19 protein-coding genes and 1 tRNA gene are annotated in these 20,630 nt (G+C 39.2%); 18 read left to right on the forward strand and 2 right to left on the reverse strand.

Going from position 1 to position 20,630, the window contains the following annotated elements; genetic code table 11:
* The first annotated feature begins 19 nt into the window (after positions 1-19).
* The 4 genes from ACSLUF_RS06440 to ACSLUF_RS06455 are packed head-to-tail and all read left to right on the forward strand — an operon-like array spanning position 20 to position 3,495.
* Entirely contained in the window at positions 20-865 is an 846-nt protein-coding gene (locus tag ACSLUF_RS06440) for a universal stress protein (protein ID WP_435625283.1), read from the forward strand.
* Positions 866-925: 60 nt separating this feature from the next.
* Positions 926-1,771 (forward strand): universal stress protein, encoded by an 846-nt coding sequence (locus tag ACSLUF_RS06445; protein ID WP_435625284.1) that lies wholly within the window; start codon positions 926-928, stop codon positions 1,769-1,771.
* Between the two features lie 10 nt (positions 1,772-1,781).
* Positions 1,782-2,633 carry a universal stress protein gene (locus tag ACSLUF_RS06450; RefSeq protein ID WP_435625285.1) on the forward strand — a complete coding sequence of 284 codons (852 nt, stop codon included), beginning with the start codon at positions 1,782-1,784 and terminating at the stop codon, positions 2,631-2,633.
* Between the two features lie 10 nt (positions 2,634-2,643).
* Complete coding sequence (locus ACSLUF_RS06455) at positions 2,644-3,495, forward strand: universal stress protein (protein WP_435625286.1); 852 nt, start codon at positions 2,644-2,646, stop codon at positions 3,493-3,495.
* Positions 3,496-3,564: 69 nt separating this feature from the next.
* On the opposite strand, the gene ACSLUF_RS06460 is transcribed toward ACSLUF_RS06455, so the two are convergent.
* Positions 3,565-3,894 (reverse strand): hypothetical protein, encoded by a 330-nt coding sequence (locus ACSLUF_RS06460; protein WP_435625287.1) that lies wholly within the window; start codon positions 3,892-3,894, stop codon positions 3,565-3,567.
* 222 nt (positions 3,895-4,116) lie between these two features.
* Between ACSLUF_RS06460 and ACSLUF_RS06465 the strand changes: the two genes are divergently transcribed.
* The 8 genes from ACSLUF_RS06465 (at position 4,117) to ACSLUF_RS06500 (ending at position 9,575) form a co-directional block, all read left to right on the forward strand.
* A complete protein-coding gene (locus ACSLUF_RS06465) occupies positions 4,117-4,959 on the forward strand; it encodes a universal stress protein (protein ID WP_435625288.1) in 843 nt (280 codons plus the stop codon).
* Between the two features lie 99 nt (positions 4,960-5,058).
* Complete coding sequence (locus tag ACSLUF_RS06470; protein ID WP_435625289.1) at positions 5,059-5,913, forward strand: universal stress protein; 855 nt, start codon at positions 5,059-5,061, stop codon at positions 5,911-5,913.
* A 10-nt stretch (positions 5,914-5,923) separates the two neighbouring features.
* On the forward strand, positions 5,924-6,328 hold the full coding sequence (locus ACSLUF_RS06475) for a hypothetical protein (protein WP_435625290.1): 405 nt from the start codon (positions 5,924-5,926) through the stop codon (positions 6,326-6,328).
* Positions 6,329-6,430: 102 nt separating this feature from the next.
* Positions 6,431-6,853, forward strand: coding sequence for a hypothetical protein (locus tag ACSLUF_RS06480; RefSeq protein ID WP_435625291.1), 423 nt, complete (start codon positions 6,431-6,433; stop codon positions 6,851-6,853).
* A gap of 97 nt (positions 6,854-6,950) precedes the next feature.
* Positions 6,951-7,391, forward strand: coding sequence for an Hsp20/alpha crystallin family protein (locus tag ACSLUF_RS06485; RefSeq protein WP_435625292.1), 441 nt, complete (start codon positions 6,951-6,953; stop codon positions 7,389-7,391).
* A 47-nt stretch (positions 7,392-7,438) separates the two neighbouring features.
* Positions 7,439-7,882 carry a hypothetical protein gene (locus ACSLUF_RS06490; protein WP_435625293.1) on the forward strand — a complete coding sequence of 148 codons (444 nt, stop codon included), beginning with the start codon at positions 7,439-7,441 and terminating at the stop codon, positions 7,880-7,882.
* Between the two features lie 48 nt (positions 7,883-7,930).
* Positions 7,931-8,587: a hypothetical protein gene (locus ACSLUF_RS06495; protein WP_435625294.1), complete on the forward strand. Its 657-nt coding sequence runs from the start codon at positions 7,931-7,933 to the stop codon at positions 8,585-8,587.
* Positions 8,568-9,575, forward strand: coding sequence for an NAD(P)-dependent oxidoreductase (locus ACSLUF_RS06500; protein ID WP_435625295.1), 1,008 nt, complete (start codon positions 8,568-8,570; stop codon positions 9,573-9,575). The genes ACSLUF_RS06495 and ACSLUF_RS06500 overlap by 20 nt, the downstream gene beginning before the upstream one ends.
* Here the strand turns inward: ACSLUF_RS06500 and cls are convergent.
* Positions 9,570-10,976 carry a cardiolipin synthase gene (gene cls, locus ACSLUF_RS06505; RefSeq protein WP_435625296.1) on the reverse strand — a complete coding sequence of 469 codons (1,407 nt, stop codon included), beginning with the start codon at positions 10,974-10,976 and terminating at the stop codon, positions 9,570-9,572. The genes ACSLUF_RS06500 and cls overlap by 6 nt on opposite strands.
* Before the next feature lie 236 nt (positions 10,977-11,212).
* Here cls and ACSLUF_RS06510 point away from each other — a divergent pair.
* The 6 genes from ACSLUF_RS06510 (at position 11,213) to ACSLUF_RS06535 (ending at position 20,630) form a co-directional block, all read left to right on the forward strand.
* Positions 11,213-11,280 (forward strand) — tRNA-Arg (locus ACSLUF_RS06510).
* A gap of 496 nt (positions 11,281-11,776) precedes the next feature.
* Complete coding sequence (locus ACSLUF_RS06515; protein WP_435625297.1) at positions 11,777-14,830, forward strand: SusC/RagA family TonB-linked outer membrane protein; 3,054 nt, start codon at positions 11,777-11,779, stop codon at positions 14,828-14,830.
* Between the two features lie 28 nt (positions 14,831-14,858).
* Positions 14,859-16,403: a RagB/SusD family nutrient uptake outer membrane protein gene (locus ACSLUF_RS06520; protein WP_435625298.1), complete on the forward strand. Its 1,545-nt coding sequence runs from the start codon at positions 14,859-14,861 to the stop codon at positions 16,401-16,403.
* Positions 16,404-16,436: 33 nt separating this feature from the next.
* Positions 16,437-17,894 carry a hypothetical protein gene (locus tag ACSLUF_RS06525; protein WP_435625299.1) on the forward strand — a complete coding sequence of 486 codons (1,458 nt, stop codon included), beginning with the start codon at positions 16,437-16,439 and terminating at the stop codon, positions 17,892-17,894.
* A 111-nt stretch (positions 17,895-18,005) separates the two neighbouring features.
* On the forward strand, positions 18,006-18,995 hold the full coding sequence (locus ACSLUF_RS06530) for a glycoside hydrolase family 16 protein (RefSeq protein WP_435625300.1): 990 nt from the start codon (positions 18,006-18,008) through the stop codon (positions 18,993-18,995).
* A 153-nt stretch (positions 18,996-19,148) separates the two neighbouring features.
* Entirely contained in the window at positions 19,149-20,630 is a 1,482-nt protein-coding gene (locus tag ACSLUF_RS06535) for a xylulokinase (RefSeq protein ID WP_435625301.1), read from the forward strand.

Consider the following 20,630-nt stretch of genomic DNA (forward strand, 5'->3'; position numbering starts at 1 on the left):
TGACGTTATTCCTGTGGTGATGAAGAATATTTTAGTCCCAATTGACTTTTCTGAAAATGCTGAAAATGCATTGCGATACGCACAGATTATCTTTAACAACCAAGATTGCGATTTTTACTTGCTGCATGTTGAGCCGTTGTTAAACCCCCAAAAAAAAGGGGCATCCTCCAAAAATTATAAAGGACCAAAACGCCAAATATCGGAATTAAATGAAAGGACCAAAAAATGGAGTAACGGTGCCAATCACAGATTTCATTCCATAGTGGAGCAAGGGTTTTTTATAGAGACCATCAAGAAGCAATTTGAAGAAAAACAGATTGATTTAATTGTAATGGGCACCAAAGGTGTGTCAGGTCTACGTGAAAAGGTGGTGGGAAGTAATGCAGGCGATGTAATTACCAAAGTACAGTGCAATACACTAGTAATTCCTAAAGATGTAGTTTTCCAAGTACCCTCAGAGATAGCATTTCCCACTGATTTCAATATTTTTTACACCCACGGAATTTTAAATTCAATTTCCGAAATGTTGGGATTGGATTTTGGTAAAATTAGGGTCATGAATGTATTGAAAAAAGATACCGAGTTGAATACTGAACAATTGAAAAACAAGGAATACCTGACAGATTTTTTAGTTGAATCATTTTTGGAACGCTACAGTTTTCACACCATTACCAACCGAAAAGTAAAAGCCGCCATCCAGTGTTTTGTTGAGAGCAGGGATGTTGATATGATAATTATGGTGGCCAAAAACTTAAATTTCTTGCAACAGATTTTATTTGATTCCATCGTGGAAAGAATCAGCTTTCATACCACCGTTCCTTTCTATGTGGTACACGAACAAAAACAAGTTTCGAGAGTTCCATGAATGATGAATATCATTTTATGTATTGAAGGCACCACATATTTTTAAGGTTAAAATGAGACCTTGAAAACAGTTCTGATTCCAATTGATTTTTCCAAGAATGCACTGCAGGCATTACAGTATGCGCAAGAACTGTACAAGTGCACTAGAGCAGAATTTTTTCTTTTACATGCATTTGCAGAAGAGGTGTATGGACCTTACCAAAACACAACCGTGGAAGAACGAAAGACTTTGGAGCAAGATATTCGCAAAAAGGTTGAAAAAAAGCTTACCGAACTGGTTTCCTCCGTTGAAGGAACGCCTCCCAATCCATTGCACAAGTTTAATACTGTAGCCGCTTTTGACAGTTTGGTGGATGCAGCCAACGACTTGGTTGAAAAGCACAATCTTGACCTCATTATTATGGGCACCCAAGGGGAAAACAGTAACCATAAAACCTCCTTTGGAAGCTATACCATAGAAGTATTCAAGTACGTTAAATGTCCGGTAATAGCTGTTCCATCTGATTTTGAATATAAGCAACCCAAGGCCATTTTGTTTCCAACAGATTATATGCTCCCATTCAAAAGACGGGAATTGAAACTGTTATCAGAGCTCGCGGGTAATTTTAAATCGGAAATTCACTTTCTATATCTATCAGATTTTAATGTCCTGAGTGCACGCCAAGTGGACAATCAACTTTTTCTAAAAGGTAATCTGACCAAGGCGTATCTATTTTTTGAAACCGCTCCGGTAAAAAATCGAGTTCAAACCATACTGGACTATATAAAGGCAAACCATGTGGATATGCTTACCATGGTAAATTCCAGGCATTCTTTCTTTGAGGATATGCTTTACAGCTCCACAATCGACCAACTGGGATTGAAAATCAAAATACCATTTATGGTAATGCAAAATCTGCCTAGATAAATTAACATCCATGAAGAAAATACTCCTCCCTACAGATTTTTCGAAAAACGCCCTTAATGCAATACTATATGCTTTAGAGCTTTTCAAGAATGAGAAATGCCTGTTTTATATTCTGAACACCTATACCCCAAACTTCTATCGCCTAGATTATCTTATTGGGGGGCCGGCGGTAAGTACTATCCCAGATAAAGGTGTTGATGCTTCTTTGGAGGGCCTGGAATGGACTTTGAACCATATCACCGAAAAGTATATAAATCCCTTGCATCAATATGAAACTGTTTCCGCATTTAGTACCCTGACCGACCAGGTTGATGAAATCTGCAAAAAGGAGGATATAGATATGATAATTATGGGTACACAAGGAGCTTCGGGCGCCAAAGAATTCTTTTTGGGCTCCAATACGGTGCATGTAATACGAAAGTCCCATACTCCAGTATTGGCGATACCAGAGAACTATCCATTTAAAGCAATCAATAACATCCTGTTCCCTACCGGGTATGACAGAAAGTATAAGTCAGAGGACTTACATCTTATAAAAGAGCTAACCATAAAATGGGATGCCACAATCCATTTAGTACATGCGACAGAAGAGGATGAAAAATCTACTGACCAATTACAGAAAAAAGAGCATTTAGCCGATTTTTTTAAAGGAAGAAAAGTACGGTTTGAAGACATCACTGAACAGTACAAACCGAATGTCGTCCATACCTATGTGGACAACAACGAAATAGATTTGATTGTATTGATGAACAAAAAACATGCATTTCTTGAGCGCTTGCTTGTCAAACAAAATGTTGATGCCATAGGATATAGCTCAAACGTACCATTTTTGGTGATTAAGGATACTTCTGAAAACATTTAAACTGGAAAATATGAAACAGCTTTTACTGCCCACCGATTTTTCCGAAAACGCCTGGAACGCACTTTTTACCGCACTAAAACTTTACGGAGATTTTGAATGCACCTTTCACTTAATGCACGCCTACGAACCAAGAATTCAAAATGTTTCAGGTTTTAAAAGTTCAGTTAGAACCGGTCTTTCCCAACAGTCCTTAGCAGAACATTCCAAAACGGAGCTTGCTCAGATATTGTCCTATCTCCAACACAATCATACCAACACAAAACACTACTTTCAAACCCATTCCATTCAAGGAGAATTGGTCGAAAGCATCAAGATGCAAATTTCGAAACTGGATATTGATGGTATCATAATGGGCACTAAAGGAGCCACTGGGGCCAAGGAAATTTTTCTGGGCAGCAATACAGTAAGGGTACTTAAAAATATCAAAAATTGCATGCTGCTAGCGGTTCCAAATTCTTTTGAGTTTAAGTCGCTTGCCACGGTTGTGTTTCCCACAGAATATGCACATTTCTTTCCAAAAAGTATCCTTGAGCCTCTATTGGAACTAATGGATCATTGGAACTCCGAAATCAAAATATTTCACGTTGCTCAGGAATTCGTTCTAAGTGATATGCAAAAATCCAACAAACAAATCCTAAAACAACGTTTAGATGGCATCCCCCATAGTTTTTACAAGGAGTCTATCAAGACTACAGTTTCCAAAGCTATACGGGACTTTTCAAAAGAGCAGGAAGCAGACCTAATCGTTCTTACCAATTACAAACACACTTTTTTTGAGCAGTTGACCCAGGAACCCATAGTGAAGAAAGTAAGCTTTAAAAGCGATATTCCTTTATTGGTACTTCCCGATTTTGAGGGATAGATGAAACATTGCTTCCAAGGGAAAAAATGATATCAATTGAAGTAGTTGTGAAGAAACTCTAACCAAAAACTAGGGTTTGACCAAACTTTGCAATACACTTTCCACAAAATAGGATTCCGATTCCAGACCTCTGAGTTTTTGGGATAAGATTGAGAAATTTCGACCCGTACCGATGGTATCCGTGAACTGTTGTACCAAGGATTTATGCTTGTACCTAAGCTCCTGTATGCTTAATGCTATCTCCCGGGTTTCCTCTAAATAAGGTATTGTTGGGTTCCTGTTTAAATAATTGGTAAGGGTTCCTTGAAGCTCACCTATCTTTTTTCTAAAATCCTCAAGTTTTTTTGAAGTCTCCACGGTGGCCGTATTTGGATTTAGAGTGCTCCCAATTGATTTCATTTGTTCCATTTTTTGGTATTTGGAACAAATTAGGTTGACCAAAAGTTCTGGAAAATGACCTACGTCAGTAAGGCTAGAAATTCATGCAACACTTCCTTTTCATTAGACATGTCCTCTCCCATCATCCCACTTTTTTGTTGTTGGAACAGGCTTTTGAGTCTGAGGAATATCATGGTAAACCTTGTCCAGTCAACATATTTTTGAAGGTATAAATAGGGACCCATGCTAAATATACTCCTACCCACGGATTTTTCTGATAATGCTCAGAATGCCATTGATTACTGTCTTCAACTTTATAAAGATACTACCTGCCAATTCCATTTGATGCACGTATACACACCGGCTATTTACCGAGTGGATTATGCCCTTGGGAGTCCTGGTCAAATTGGTTTTCCTGACGATTACAAATATTATACGGAAAGTCGTTTGGAGAAAGTCAAAAAGAAAGTGGAAACAAAGTTCAACAACCCAAGGCACACTTTCCTAATCCATTCGGCCTTTAACCATTTGGTAGGCGAAGTACAAGAAATGACAGAGAACAAAACTGTTGATTTGGTCGCAATGGGAACCCAAGGTGCCACGGGTGCAAAAGAAATATTCTTGGGATCTAATGCTGTACACGTACTAAAAAAATCCAAAGCCCCAGTTCTGGTAATTCCACAGGAATGCAATTTCAAATCCCTTGAGAACATTTTGTTTCCCACCGATTTTGAAGTCGATTATGGATTAACCGACCTTTATTTTCTACAGGATTTGGTGAAGTTGCATAGTTCTAAACTTCATATTATGCATGTTGCTGTGCCAGAAGGACTTACAGCCGAACAAGAAAAGTACAAAGCGGTTCTTTTTAACATGCTGAAGGACATGGATTATGTATATCACAATTTGCCAGACCAGGAATTGATTGAAGCCATAAATAGTTATGAAACCGAGCATAACATCGGACTTTTAACTATGGTTAGGAACAAACACACCTTCATGGAACGCATTTTCATAGAACCTACATTAAAGAAAATCGGGTTTCATACTTCAATTCCGTTCATGGTTTTCCCATATCATGACTAGAAATCAGTCAACACTGCCATAAGACTATTTCAGGTTAAGTTGACCAAAGTCATGGTGCGCAAAATACGCTTGAAGTAGTTTTAATGAAAAGTAAAAACTATGAACAAAAGAGTGCTGCTCCCTACCGATTATTCCAAAAACTCCCTCAATGCCATCAACTATGCCCAAGGTCTTTATGCCAACATTGAGTGCGATTTCTATCTTCTGAATGCATACCAAGCATCTGGATATACTTTAGATAGTATGATGGTGCCAGAACCTGGCGAGCGCTATTATGAAATGGCTAAAACGTCCTCAGAGAAGGGAATGGAAAAATTATTGGCACAAGTAAAAATCCAACCGGAAAATCATAAACATAGGTTTCACAGCAAATGTACATTCAACAGCTTAGTAGAAGCCGTAAGAAACATGATAGCCGACAAAGACATCGATATTATTGTAATGGGCACCAAAGGTGTTACCGATTCAAAGGACAGGATTTTTGGTACCAATACGGTTTCCGTGATGGAGAAAATAAAAGAATGTCCGGTTATCGGCGTTCCTGAGGGTCATTTTTATTCCAACCCAAAAACAATTGCTTTTCCTACAGACTACAAAACCGCATTTAAGAAAAGTGAAATCAAACACCTCTTGGAAGTAGCAGGGTTACATAATGCCTTAATACATGTGGTTCACATAGATAAAAACAAGGATGGAAAGTTAAATTCCAAAGAAAAAGCCAACAAGCAACTACTCGAGGATATTCTGCACGGAGCAGACTATGAATCACATTTTCTATCATCAGTGGATGTGGCCAAGGGGATAAATCTTTTTATGGAAAGTAAAAACTGTGATATGATTTCGTTCATGAATCGCAGACATCTCTTCTTTGGTAGTATTCTATCCAATCCGCTAGTCAAGGAAATTGGATATGACCCCAAAATTCCAATCCTAGAATTGAACGATAACAAATAAGCTGAAAAAGATGAAGAAAATCGGGATATGGATGGACAAACAGAAGTGCGATTTGGTTGTTTTTGAAAATGAGTCAGAGCGCTCTTCAACAATTGCCTCGCAACTTGAATTTTTTAACCCTAAAGGGGGTGCTAGATCAAAAACCAAGTGGGGTCCACAGGATGTTGTGCAGGATAGCAAATACTTGGAACGTGAAAAACATCAACTGAGGCGATATTTTGAAAATATTATCGCCTTTATTGAAGATGCAGACCAAATAGCACTCTTTGGCCCAGCAGAGGCTGCGGATAAGTTCTATCGTGATCTTAAGGAGAACAATCCAAAATTGGCCAAAAAAATCAAAAGCAATGAAAGGGTTGACAGTATGACCCACAACCAATTTAAAGCTCTTGCCAGAAAGACCTTAAAGATATAACGGGTATTGGTTTAACAGGGGTTTGAGAAATAATAATGATGTAGGTCATTTCGTTTACCACCCCATTTCAATACTTTCCCTTTCAATCAATCCGAACCTGTTTTGACGGAAAAAAAAGCTACATATCAAGGGAAAAAACCTGAAGAACTGTATTGCGATCTCCAAAAATGGAAGTCCAATATTGAGTTTATCGATGATGAGATGACCTTTATAAATCGGCTTCTGCATTCTTATGTATTTGAACCACGTACCCCAAATCTTTTTGAACGTTTGGAGCTTTTCAAGATTGCATACAAAAAGTCAATTCAGGAGAAAGAAAAGATAAAAGAGCTCATAGGTAAACATGAAAGTACTATTGGAGGTATTTTGGAATGTGCATCAACTGCTTGTGATTTGGCCTATAACCAAAAACATGAAGAACTGAGCAAACGTGTCTCCAAACATCTTGCGAATTATATCAAACTGAAATCCGACATCTACAACTATGCGGGTTCTATTTTGAAACGCAAAAAACCTTCCAAGTAGCCAATAAGGCATTCGGGTTGATTTATATCATTTACTGAAGTTGAAGTAAGATTTAAATTGTTTCGATTCAAATTCATTAATCTTAAATATTATAATTATGTCACTCGTCAGATTTAACAAAAACAGATTCCCCTGGAATGAAAACCTCGTTGATTTTTTTAATCGCGACACTTTTATCAACGATGATTTCTTTAACCTAGAAAAGTCGTTGCCTGCAATGAACATTAAGGAACACCAAGATGATTTCGAAATTGAACTTGCGGCTCCTGGTTTCGACAAAAAGGATTTTGAGATCACCATGAAAGATGACTTACTGGAAGTTTCTGCCCAAAAAACCAAAGAGAAGACCAAAGAAGAGGAGGCTTATACCCAACAGGAGTTCAACTACAACAGTTTTAAGCGAAGCATGCAACTCCCTAGTGCGGTAGACCAAAGCAAGGACGTTAAAGCCACCTATAAGGATGGGATTTTGAAACTACATCTTTTTAAAATGGAAGAGGCCAAAGAAAAACCCAAACGGGTCATCGAAGTCGTTTAATTAATCACGGCGGTAAACCAAGGTTTTACCGCCTAAGTTTTGAAATCATGGAAAAGACCAAAAAAAATAAACAGTATCAAGAATGGTTTAGTGCGGATGAAATGCATCAGGAATCGAAGCGATGGTTATCCCAACTAGCATTCATCAAAGACGAACAAAAGTTCTTGGACAATATTGTAAAGGACTATACTTTGGATGTATTGGATGGTGACTTCTTCCAACAGGTAAAAGATTCGTCTGATGCTCTGCTTACATCAAAGAAAAATATGCAGCTTCTGCACGTTAAAATAAGGTTGCATGAGAATCAATTGATCATCATGCTCGATGATATTGACCAAATCAAAATGGAAAGTGCCTACCTCGAAACCCACAAAAGATTGGCGAAAGAGATGGTAGAACACATGGAAAAGTATGAAGTGGCCAAGCTATACATTTTCAAAGTCATATCTGAAATCATGAAGAAAAGAAAACGGAAAAAGCTACTTGGTTAATCGAGGGGGTATTTGGCCATTTAACCAAACAAATCCAATATTAAAAACATGAAAAAATTTCTTTCAATACTAGCAATGCTTATATCCGGTTGTACTTCCACTAGTTTGGTAAATAACTGGAAAAACCCGGAGATTGTAATTTTCGATGCCAATAAAGTGCTTTTAGTGGGAATGACCGCTAACAAGGATGCACGTGTCAAATTTGAAACCAAGCTTCAAAATGAATTTGACAAAAGAAACATAGAGTCTTTTCGGAGTGTTGACCTTTTTGATGTGGAATTTACCTCTTCGGAAAAATCGGAAGAAGAACTGTCTGAAGTGGAACAACTTCTGCTCGATAGGGATTTTGATGCCATCCTGTTCACCAAGATAATTGGTTCAGAAAATAAACAATCGTTTAAAGAACGTATGTCCAATTCAGGCAGATACTTTGATACGTTCAACAATGATTATTTAGAACATCAGTCCATTTACTATGAGGACAATTATTATGACGAATATATGGTCTATCAGGCTGAAACCTCCTTGTATTGTATCTGTGTTGGCAAGGAACGACAACTAATTTGGAGGGGAAATATTGACATTACAGACCCAGTGGATATTGATAGAACCATAGACGACTATATAAAGCTTGTTGTATTCGCCTTAAAGGAGCAAGACCTAATATTTCGCAAAAAACTCACCAATGAAGTTACTAGTTTATAGCACAAAGGAATTTGAAAAGGAACCACTGTTAAAAGCAAATGCTGGGAGGCACAAAATGAAATTCGTCAAGGAATCTTTGGACAGCACGACAGCGGTTTTAGCCGCTGGTTACGATGCGATTTCCATTTTTTCGGGTGATGATGCTTCCCTAGTTGTGTTGGAAATACTTAAGGATTTGGGAGTTAACCATATTAGTTTAAGGTCTGTTGGTTACAATAATGTCAGTCTGAAATCCGCAAAGCGAATTGGATTCAGGGTTGCAAATGCTCCAGACTATTCTCCTCATGCTATTGCAGAACACGCCATAGGAATGTTGTTAGCACTGAACAGAAAAATAATACAAGCCAATGACCAAGTAAGTAAGGGGAATTTCCTCTTGGACCAACTCATGGGGAATAACCTTAAAGGAAAAACAGTAGGAGTCGTTGGAACAGGAAGAATAGGCTCAATCCTGGTAAAGTTGTTCCACGCATTTGGTTGTAAAATCATTGCCAATGATATAGAGATCAACCACTATTTGGAAAGCGAGTACGATTTGGAGTACACAGATTTGAATACACTTTGCAAAAGCGCCAGCATTATCAGCATCAATGTTCCTTTGACTAATGAGACCCATTACATGTTTGACGAGAAGTTGTTCCAAAAAATGACGAAGGGCACTACTTTGATAAATACTGCCAGAGGGGCCGTTGTAAAAACAAGGGCCCTATTGGAAGCGCTCAAAAATGGAACATTGAAAGGCTACGCCACTGATGTTTATGAATCTGAAAAGGGGATTTTCTTTAAAGACAACACCAAAACCGGTATCAATGACCCTCTACTATTGGAATTGATTGAATTACCTAACGTTTTATTGACTCCACATCAGGCATTCATGACGGAAGAAGCCATTAAAAACATTGCTGAAACCACCATTTATAATATTAATTGTTGGGAGGAGAATAGGGGATGTAGAAACGAGTTGGGTTTTGAAACTTTGATTTCATAACAACGGACTCATTAGTTTAGCGGTGCCTTCCAATATTCGTGTAGACCAGCCTCTCTTTTTATACTCTTCGTAATTCAGTAGGATGGACTTTTCACAATCCTCCAAGAATTGTTGCTTCATTTGTTGGCAAATCAACGCATCATAAACAATAGCATTTACTTCATAATTTTGGTGCAAGCTCCTATCATCTAAGTTCGCCGTTCCCACACTGACCAAATTGTCATCACAAATGACAACTTTACTGTGCATAAAACCTTTGGGGTATAGGTATAGCTTGATTCCAGCCTTCAAATACGATTCAAAATAGGCCCGAACACACCAGTCCACCAGTTTGCTGTCTGTACTCTCAGACATTAGTAGCCGTACATCCAATCCACTTAAAGCTGCGGTTTTCAAACTCTGTAGTATGGCATAATTGGGAATGATATATGGATTATAAATAAAAACACTTTGCTTGGCATTGTTAATGATTGAGAAGTACACTTGTTCCATGGTAGCAAAATCATCATCTGGGCCACTAGGTACTATTTGTACCAGCTTATCCTCATTACTTATCTGCAATTTTTGAGGCTGCCTTTTGATAACCACTTTGTTACCAGAAGCCAAGTACCAATCCACGGCGAATACGGTATCCAGTAAAAAAGCCGATTCACCCTCTATTTTTAAGTGAATATCCCTCCAATTTCCTTCAACATCCTCACCTCTTAGGTATTTATCAGAAACGTTTATTCCCCCGGTAAACCCAATTTCACCATCCACTATGATTATTTTCCTGTGGTTTCTATAATTGAGAGAGGATAAAAAACGGCCAAATCGAAAGGGCAAAAACTGATATACCTCGACACCTGACTTCTTTAAATCCCTTATATAGCTTTTACTAAGGGAATAACTTCCAATCCCATCATACAAAAGTCGAATCCTGACACCTTGCTGAACCTTAGTTTTGAAAATGTCCAATAACCTACTCGCTAGTTGGCCCTCTTCAAAAATGTAGTATTGAAAATGAATGTGTTCTTTGGCCTTTTGTAAAGCGGAAAATATAGCTTCAAAGGTTTCTTGACCATTATTGAGAATTGCAATTCTATTCCTTTGGGTTAAAGGATAATTACTTGTCGCATTTATCAATTCAATAGTCTTTCCCCCTGTGGGGAAATTGGGAACATTAGTACGAATATTTTCAAAATCGATTTTTTGTAGAAAATCATTTTGCAAAGGGAATAACTTTTTCTTTCTTCGATTTCTACCTACTAAAAGATAAAGTAAGATACCACCAACTGGTATTGTAAAAATTGCCAATAACCAAGCTAAAGTTTTAGCCGGTCTAATGCCATTTATCAATATCCCTACTACCAACACCAGGGAGATTATGATATAAACAGCAATTAGAGCTACCCAAAACATGGTTAAGAAAGGTTTCTTCAAATATAAGGACCATTCTGAAAGGCATATCTGATAAAAATCAACCTGACAACAATGCTATTTGATATCTTGTAGGGTTAGTTTTTTAAAGGATCCTCCAAGGTTAAGCCTATAATTGGAGGATAGTCGAATACGAATAATTTAAAGTGAATTTTAAAAATATTTCCGTCTTATTTCGGACTTTTAATTTTATTTTGATATTAAATATTTGATATACAGATGCTTAAATGATACATAAATCTGCCTTCTAAGCAGACGGTCGAAGGTTCGAATCCTTCCGCGATCACTACTTTAAGACCTCGGTATCGCCGGGGTTTTTTCATTTTTCACTTTGTTTCATCTAGTTTTTGCTTTGACCCAGTATAGACTGCGATGGGTTACTTAATTTTTGCTTTAAAAATTGACTATGAATTGGATTTTGACCTCCTAATTATCATTTTCATTTTAATGGTTCAGATTTATTGGAAAAGTGCAATTTTCCACACTTAAAATTGCGATTTCAGCAAATACTCTTCGATTAAGCGTAATATTTACGAAACCGTTTTCGCTTAGTTTTCGTTAAAAGGATAAAAACAATATAAATTACTGTAAATCAATGATATACTAATTCTTTTTGATTTTGGAATTAATATGTCATGTCTTCACTCAACACTTCTCCGATTTGTTAAAATCTCTTAAACGGCCAAACCTATCAGATAATTTTAAAGTGCTGAATAGGAATTTTCTATAGGACATCCTATCACCAACAATTTAAGCACTTAAATAATCAAATAACTTAAAGTATGATTGCAAAATCTTTTGGCCTTGTCATCCTATTCTTGACTCTGGTGTCAGGTCTAAATGCACAGACCATTACTGGAAAAGTAAGTGATGCTCGTGGGCCACTTCCGGGAGCTACGGTCCTAGAGGAGGGCACCCAGAATGGAACACAAACTGATTTTGATGGAAATTTTACCCTTGAGGTATCTGATACGAATGCAATTCTTGTTGTAAGCTATATCGGATATACTTCACAAGAAATTAGTTTGAATGGACAAACGTTCCTGAGTATAGTTTTGAATACGGATACGCAAACCTTAGATGAGGTTGTCATCATTGGGTATGGTCAAACGCAAAACAAAAGGCTGGTAACGACAGCGGTGGCCACAGTAAAGGCGGAAACTATTAAACAGCTACCCATTTCACAAGCAGAGGCTGCTTTGCAGGGTACTATTCCCGGAGTGGTCGTGCAACAAAACTCAGGTTCACCTGGCTCCCCACAGACGGTTAGGGTGAGAGGAATTGGTACACCAAATAATTCCAACCCATTGTTCATTGTGGATGGGATTCAGGTTCCAAACCTTAGTTTTTTAAACCCCAATGACATCGCTTCTCAGACCGTATTAAAGGATGCTGCCTCCACAGCAATTTATGGTTCTAGAGGTGGAAATGGCGTAATCCTGGTAGAAACCTTAAAGGGGCAAAAAAGGAAGATGAAGCCCCAGATTTCAGTAAATACCTTTTATGGTATACAGACTTTATTTAATAAACCCGATTTATTAAACAGAGACCAATATCTGCAATACTACAATGAGGGCGTGGCCGCTGTAGGTGGAAATACCGCCCCTGGTTTTAGAGGTGCATTTACCGAGGAAGAAAGAGTTTTGCTTCCCGATACAGATTGGTATGACGTTGTTTTCGATGATGCACCAATACAAAATGTATATGGTTCCGTGGTTGGAGGTACAGAAAGTTTGTCCTATTCGCTTTCTGGGGGCTTTTTTGACCAAGAAGGAATTCTAGGTGGTGAAGGAAAATCCGAATTCAAAAGGAGAAATATTAGAGGTTCTATTAGTATTGATTTAACCGACAGGATTACCCTTGATGCTTCTGCCCAATATCAGTTTTCCGACCTTTTTACGGTCCCGCAAAACAATGGTGGTGCGGGAGTAGGCATTAGCAGTTTTATTAATGCACTTCCACCTATTTATCCAGCTTTTGACGAGGCAGGTAATTTTTTCAATCCTTTTATCAATGGTGGAACCCCAGTAGCAAATGGAGTTCCTTTAAACAGTCTGGGTGCTGTTACCAATCCGTTGTTTTCTATCGCTATTAGTAACAACCAAGCGACACAAGATGCTACTAACCTGAATCTTTCGTTAAACTACGATATAGTGGATAACCTAAAGTTTAGGGGATGGTACGGCTCTTTCAATAACTTTATCTTCAACCGTAGTTTTACTCCGCTATTAGTACAGCCCGAACAACAGTTTGATACCTCTACCGGAGTTAATTATACGGAAATTAAGAACCGTCAGGAGAATCGACAATGGGGTGGAACCTTTGAATATAATTTTGATAAATGGGTTAGTGATGACCATGATCTAGACGTTTTGGTCGGCTACGAAGCAGTGGAGACTACCTTCATTGGAGGTGATATCATTAATGATACGGGTTCTTTTCTTACCAACAACTTTGATGAAGTCAATTTTGCACTTTCAGAGGATATTACGGACGCAACCGTAACTCCTGGGGTAACGTTTCCCAGGAATCTAGAATCTTTCTTTGGAAAAATCGATTACAATTTCAAGGAAAAATACCTTTTTAGTGCTGTTCTACGTAGAGATAAGTCCTCAAGTTTTGGACCTGACAATCGCGTAGGATGGTTTCCTGCGGTATCTGCGGGTTGGGTGATTTCCGAGGAGGAATTCCTAAACGGTATAGAATACATTGACCTTTTGAAATTAAGAGGTGCTTGGGGAATTAGTGGAAATGACCAGTCGGCATCTCCATTTGCATATGCAGCAACAGTAAACACGCAATCAAGCTATGCAGGTCAACCCGGTATTGCATTGACAAGTCTTTCAAATCCAGTGTTGGGATGGGAGGAACTTACACAATTCAATGTGGGTCTGGATATAAATGCATTCAATAATAAGTTGGGTATTACCCTGGACTATTACATTAAAGAGACTTCAGATATTCTTTTGGGTGCCACCACACCACTCACTTCAGGATTGAATCCGGCAATAGAGAATACAGGAGCGGTGGAAAACCGCGGATTCGAGGTACTAGTTTCCTATAGGGAAAACTATGAAAGTGGATTTGGATGGAACATCGGGGCCAATCTAGGTTTCAACAAGAACGAAGTGACCGATTTGGGAGAGACATCCTTTATTCCCGGTGCACAATTAAGTCCACAATTTAATGATTTTGCAACCCGTACCCAGGTAGGGGATCCTATTGCCAGTTTTTTTGGCTTTGTGGTAGAGGGTGTGGACGCGGCTGGTAATCTGGTATTCGCAGACCTGGATAATAGCGGAAACAACCAATTGACCCCAGACGAAGGAGATAGGGCCATAATAGGTGACCCTAATCCTGATGCCACTGTGGGATTGACGCTTGGGTTAAACTATAAAAACTTCGATTTTTCTGCGTTCATGTCGGGAACGTTAGGTAACGATATTTTCGATGCTACCATTAGATATGATGCTTTGGGAACCAATAGGCCTGCTTCTTATGTTACAGAACCTAGTGCTCCAAGGAATATAGCGGTCAGCACAACTCCAAACGGAGAACAGCTGATTTCAGATTTTCATGTTCAGGATGGTAGTTATCTAAAAATGAAAAACGTTTCCATTGGCTATAGCTTGCCAAAAGATGTTATGGAACAAATAGGTATGAGAGGTCTTAGAATTTATGTCTCGGGACAAAACCTTTTTGTATTGACCGGATATAATGGCATTGATCCTGAAATTGGACAAAACAATCCGAACTCTCCACTTAATATTGGTATCGACCAAGGATTCTTTCCACAAGCAAGGCAATTTCTCCTTGGTTTAAATCTTGATTTTTAATATTCCAAAAACCTAAAAAACATTCGTGATGAATACGATTTATAAAATATTTTTTGCCGCTGTCCTAGTGATGTTTGCTTCCTGTGCGGAAATAGATGATTTGGAACCGGTAACCGAAATCAACGCAGATACCGCTTTTAATACAGAGAGTGATGTGATAGCGAGTTTAAACGCTGCTTATGATCCACTGCAATGGCAGGCAGTAGGGGGGCAGCAGACTTTTCCTTTGCTTTCGCAAGGTGTAAGGGCTGACGATCTACATTCGCAATCCGCAAGTTTTTGGGCTATAGGGGCACAGTATGATCAATTTAGTACAATCATTCCCTCTTTACCATCAGTAGCTTCACTGTGGAGTAAATGGTACAGAGCTGTGGGGCGCGCCAATTTTACCATCGACCTAGCTGGAAATTTTGAAAACTACGAAACAGAAGGACTGCAGCAGCAAATCGTTGCCGAAGCACGTTTTTTGAGAGGGCTATATTATTTTGAATTGGTTCGTTTGTGGGGTGGAGTTCCCTTATTTGATGAACCGATTACCTCTTCGGAACAAGAGATTTTCAGAGCACGTTCCACAGCTGCTGAAGTGTATGCCTTTATCGAAGCAGATCTTCAAGCAGCAGCTAGTATTCTTCCTCAAAGAGGTGATGAACGAGTTCAAGGTTCAGCAACTTCCGGAGCTGCTTTGGGATTGCTTACCAAAGTCTTTCTGTACCAAGAAAAATGGTCAGAAGCTGTTGCCAGCGCAGAACAGGTAATTAACCAGGGGGTGTATAGTTTAGAAGATGATTTTAGAAATAACTTTTTACAAACTAGTGAATTTGGCCCGGAATCCCTTTTCGAAATCAATTATCAAGATGGACTTTTTGCAGGAGGTTTTGTCAATACCAATCAACAACAAGAGGGTTCAGGTATGTGGAGATGGTCGTTTCCTTTCCTTTCAGGAACTTATCCCTCTTTCAACAACTTTATTCCTCGCCAGGATTTGGTGGATTTCTTTGACGATAGCGACCAAAGAAAGGAGGCCACCTTTTTATTGCCCGGACAAAATTTGAATTCACCCGGTTTGGCCGCTTTGGGTTTTGATCCTGCGCCTGACAACTTTGGCTATGCCATTGGGGTCAATACGGGAGCTAAAAAATACTTCCTAACCTTTGAGGAGGTTCAGGAACTGCTCAACGTTGAGGGATCACCACTTAATGAAAAGATATTACGTTATGCAGATGTGCTACTCATGCATGCTGAGGCTTCCATAATGGGAGGTGGCGGCAATGGGCAAGCATCCTTCCAGCAGGTAATTGATAGAGCTTATGGTCCTGGCAATCTGGCTGCTCCAGCTTATACTATGCAAGGAGTTAGGGACGAAAGACGAAGGGAATTGGCAACCGAAGGTTGGAACCGTTTTACAGACTTGGTAAGATGGGAAAGATTAGATGGTGGGGGTGTTATAGAGCCAGCACTTCAGGCGATAGGAAAAACGGACTTCTCCACACCTCGCGACTTGCTACTACCAATTCCACAACAAGAAATAGATACTTACCCAGAGGGATTGTTGCAGCAAAACCCAGGATATTAAAAAACAGTTACGCAAACCGAAAGGATAGGAAAAATGAAAACGAAAACAAATAAAATAAAAACGATACTCAGTGGGCTATGTGCCCTGGTGGTCGTAACACTAATCATTTCTTGTGAACAAGAGAATTTTTTTGATGCACTAAGTACAGTTCTACCGTCCAACGCAGATGGAATCCAGAATTTGGATGAGGAAGGTATTGACTGCGGAGGCAGTACCGGTGTGGCATGTCCATCTTGTACCGATGGTATTCTTAACCAAGATGAGGAAGGTATAGATTGTGGAGGATCATGTCCCGATGTTTGTCTAGAAACCCCTAGAGCTGACGAGTTACGCCAAAGTTCAATTTCACCTTACTTCTTTACTTTTGAGGTGAATGATCCCGAATCTGGACGTAATCTGGTTCCTTTGGCACAGGCCAATCAGGGAGTAACTTTTAATTTGGGAGTTGATGATCCTGCCGGTGGCGATGGATTAGTTGGACAAATTTTAAGACCTGAAAATGGACCTTTTGGGGGATTTGAAGATTTTAAATTCGCACCACAGTCAGGGCCTATTGACTTTTCTTCATTCAATAAGTTCACCTTGGATGTTTATGTCCCTTCAACTAATGATTTTTCAGGAAATTTAGAACCGCTGGTTGAGGTTATTTTACATGATAATATAGATGGTAACTTTTTTCAAAGATGGACCATTATTGCTTTAACGGTTGAAGCATCAGATTTTGATTCATGGGTAACCTTACGATTTGATGGCAGCGCAGCGGTATCAGCCAATGACGGTACCTTGTTGGGGGACAATATGACTTATGACAATATCACCTTACGTTTTGGTGGAAGTGGTCATACCGAAGCAGGTGAGTTCTTTGTTCGGGACTTAGAGGCGGTAACATCATTCATAGCAGATGGTAATCCAAGGGCTGATGCCTTTGCTAGTGCAGGTCTTCCATTTTATTACAGTTTCGAAACAGGGGATGATACTGCAGGACTTAACTTGTTGCCACGCCCAACAAACGAACAAGGGGTAACACCTACCTATCGTGTGTCTGATCCTGCAGGAGGGACGGGAGCTGTAACCCGTATTTTGCGCCCTGAAAATGGACCATTCGGTGGTTTTGAGGACTTTAAATTTGTTCCCCAATCTGAAAATATTGACTTTTCAACGGTAAACCGATTTAGTGTTGATGTGTATATTCCTTCATCCAATAATTTTTCAGGGAACCTAGAACCTTTGGTTGAACTCATTTTACATGATAATGTCGATGGTAATTTCTTTCAGAGATGGACGGTAATTCCAGTAACAATTGATGCTGCAGATTTTGATTCATGGGTAACTGTGGTTTTTGATGGAACAACCGCTTTGTCAGCTGCGGATGGAACCACTTTGTTGCCGGACAACACAACCTATGATAATTATACCCTACGATTTGGAGGTTTCGGACATGTGGAAGAAGGGGAGTTCTTTATACGCGATTTTGTTCCGATTATAGATTAAGATTTAGTTTAGTTCGAGTTAGTTTCAATAAGGATAAGGAGAAGAAATACTGTTAGCTTCTCCTTATTTTCTACTCCAATTTCTAAGGAAACAGTATTTAAAATAAGGAAGGTGAAAGAAAAAAAACAGGTTCGAATCTTAGTAGTTCTGTTGAGTGGGGTTTTGTTTTTCAATTGTTCTTCAAATCAATCTGATGAGCCAATAGTTTTAGAAGCGTCATGCTTTGACAGTGTTATGAATGGCGATGAGACCGGTGTAGATTGTGGTGGCAATTGTCCAAACGTATGCGATAGTGAGCCTGTTAGCATTCCTACTTCAGGTTTTGTATCTCCAACAGCGTATGATGGTTTCACTTTGACGTGGTCAGATGAGTTTAACAGTGCCCAGTTGGATCAGGAAAAATGGGATTTCCACCTTGGAGATGGATGTCCGGCCTTATGCAATTGGGGCAATAATGAAGAACAGTTTTTCACTAATAGTTCCGATAACATTTATCTGGATAGGGGCAATTTGATTATAACCGCAATAGACGAATTTAGATCGGGCAAAAATTATACTTCATCTAGAATACATACGGATGAGAAATTTGAATTCAAATACGGAAGAGTCGATATTAGAGCAAGTATGCCTTCTGCACCGGGTACATGGGTTGCTCTTTTTATGTTTAACAAAGACTATACAATACTAGACCCTGACGCCTTCTGGCCTAGTGGAGGTGAAATTGATATTATGGAGTATTTAGGAGAAGATCCTAACAATATTCTTGGGACGGCTCACTTTGGTACAGATTTTCCAGCCAATTGGTTTTTTGAGTCCAGTGATTTTTCAGCACCAAATGGAGTGTCCTATGACAGTAGCTATTATGTATTTTCAATCATTTGGGAAGAAGATAAAATCACGTGGTTGGTTAATGATATGGAGTATCATTCCATTGATACCCAAACCACGTCAGATTTGGGACAACCTTATCCTTTTAATGATGAGTTTTACTTTGTTTTTGCATTATCTGTGGGAGGCAATTTACCCAGCGTATCGCCAACGCCTTCAGATTTCCCGGATTCATTAATTGTGGATTATGTAAGAGTGTTTCAAAAAAATTAATACCACTGGGATGTAAATATAAACGGAGTTGGCAAAATAAAGATTCGTAACCTTTTCCACGATGAAGGCCTGATAGGCGTAGCAAAGATTTAGTATATTTTGGTTCATTATAAAAGAGGTCGCAAATTTTAACCAATAAAAGAGCAGTTTTGAATGTATTTTATAGGATTGGACATAGGTAGTTCTTCGGTCAAAGTGGCCCTCGTAGAGCATGAAACAGGAAAATGCCTGGGCGTTGTCTTGGAGCCAGAGGAGGAGATGTCCATGTATGCTCCAGAGAAGGGTTGGGCCGAACAAAAACCAAGTGATTGGTGGTCTTGTGTTTGTAAAGGCATAAAAAAGATTAAGAAAGTCCATAACCTTTCCAAGAATGAGATTGCTGGTGTGGGTATTTCATATCAAATGCATGGCTTGGTCATCGTCGATACTGATGGAAATCCATTACGGAAATCCATTATTTGGTGCGATAGTAGGGCTGTGGAAATCGGAAATAAGGCATTCGAACAAATAGGGGAGGACTACTGCCAAAATCACCTGTTGAATTCCCCGGCAAATTTTACACTTTCTAAGCTAATGTGGGTCCAGGAGAACGAGCCAGAAACTTTTGCAAAGATTCACAAGTTCATGTTACCTGGTGATTACATCGCCTTTTGCCTATCAGGTGTCATCAATACGACTATCTCTGGCCTTTCGGAAGGTATACTTTGGGATTTTAAGGAGAAAAAAATCGCTTCCAAAATGTTGGAACATTATACTATTGAAGATACCCTTGTTCCAGAAGTAGTGGAAACCTTTTCTCAACAGGCGACTGTATCCAAAAAGGGTGCTATGGAAACCGGTCTTCAGGAGGGAACACCGATTTTGTATCGTGCAGGGGATCAACCCAACAACGCACTTTCGTTAAATGTTTTTAATCCGGGTGAAGTAGCAGCCACGGGGGGTACATCAGGTGTTGTCTATGCCGTGACAAATAATCTGACGGTCAAAGAATATAAAAGGGTCAACAATTTTGCGCATGTGAATTACGGACAAAATGGTGGACAAAACATCGGAAAGTTATTGTGCATAAATGGGGCTGGAATTCAATATAGATGGCTGATGAACAACCTGTCTGTGGCGTCCTATGAAGAAATGAACCAATTGGCAGCAAATGTTGAAATAGGGTCCGATGGGGTCTGTTTGATTCCATTTGGAAACGGCGCGGAGCGCATGCTATTGAATCAGGATGTGGGAACGCGGCTTGTGAATTTAAATCTGAACAGACATTCTAAGGCACACGTCTGCCGAGCTGCATTGGAGGGAATTGCCTTTTCATTTGTCTATGGCATTGAGATCATGAAAAGGGATGGTATTGAAACCAAATTCATACGTGTCGGAAATGACAATCTATTCCGGTCTGAAATCTTTGCAAATACCATTGCCACCCTAATCGGAAAGGAAATAGAAATCTATAACACGACCGGAGCTATCGGAGCGGCACGAGCTTGTGTCTTAGCAGATGGGAACAAAACAAAATTTGAATCGTACATGAAAAATGATCATGTGATGACCTTTATGCCCTTTAAGGATAGCGCACCTTATGAAAAGGCGTATATGAATTGGAAAAAAGAACTTGAATTAATCATTAGCAAATAA

This window comes from Flagellimonas sp., from assembly GCF_965601775.1.
Lineage (GTDB): Bacteria > Bacteroidota > Bacteroidia > Flavobacteriales > Flavobacteriaceae > Flagellimonas.

Coding starts and splice junctions, on each gene's coding strand:
- ACSLUF_RS06440 (WP_435625283.1), top strand. CDS start 20: ATGAAGAATATTTTAGTCCCAATTGACTTTTCTGAAAATGCTGAAAAT.
- ACSLUF_RS06450 (WP_435625285.1), top strand. CDS start 1,782: ATGAAGAAAATACTCCTCCCTACAGATTTTTCGAAAAACGCCCTTAAT.
- ACSLUF_RS06455 (WP_435625286.1), top strand. CDS start 2,644: ATGAAACAGCTTTTACTGCCCACCGATTTTTCCGAAAACGCCTGGAAC.
- ACSLUF_RS06460 (WP_435625287.1), bottom strand. CDS start 3,894: ATGAAATCAATTGGGAGCACTCTAAATCCAAATACGGCCACCGTGGAG.
- ACSLUF_RS06465 (WP_435625288.1), top strand. CDS start 4,117: ATGCTAAATATACTCCTACCCACGGATTTTTCTGATAATGCTCAGAAT.
- ACSLUF_RS06470 (WP_435625289.1), top strand. CDS start 5,059: ATGAACAAAAGAGTGCTGCTCCCTACCGATTATTCCAAAAACTCCCTC.
- ACSLUF_RS06475 (WP_435625290.1), top strand. CDS start 5,924: ATGAAGAAAATCGGGATATGGATGGACAAACAGAAGTGCGATTTGGTT.
- ACSLUF_RS06485 (WP_435625292.1), top strand. CDS start 6,951: ATGTCACTCGTCAGATTTAACAAAAACAGATTCCCCTGGAATGAAAAC.
- ACSLUF_RS06490 (WP_435625293.1), top strand. CDS start 7,439: ATGGAAAAGACCAAAAAAAATAAACAGTATCAAGAATGGTTTAGTGCG.
- ACSLUF_RS06495 (WP_435625294.1), top strand. CDS start 7,931: ATGAAAAAATTTCTTTCAATACTAGCAATGCTTATATCCGGTTGTACT.
- ACSLUF_RS06500 (WP_435625295.1), top strand. CDS start 8,568: ATGAAGTTACTAGTTTATAGCACAAAGGAATTTGAAAAGGAACCACTG.
- cls (WP_435625296.1), bottom strand. CDS start 10,976: ATGTTTTGGGTAGCTCTAATTGCTGTTTATATCATAATCTCCCTGGTG.
- ACSLUF_RS06515 (WP_435625297.1), top strand. CDS start 11,777: ATGATTGCAAAATCTTTTGGCCTTGTCATCCTATTCTTGACTCTGGTG.
- ACSLUF_RS06520 (WP_435625298.1), top strand. CDS start 14,859: ATGAATACGATTTATAAAATATTTTTTGCCGCTGTCCTAGTGATGTTT.
- ACSLUF_RS06525 (WP_435625299.1), top strand. CDS start 16,437: ATGAAAACGAAAACAAATAAAATAAAAACGATACTCAGTGGGCTATGT.
- ACSLUF_RS06535 (WP_435625301.1), top strand. CDS start 19,149: ATGTATTTTATAGGATTGGACATAGGTAGTTCTTCGGTCAAAGTGGCC.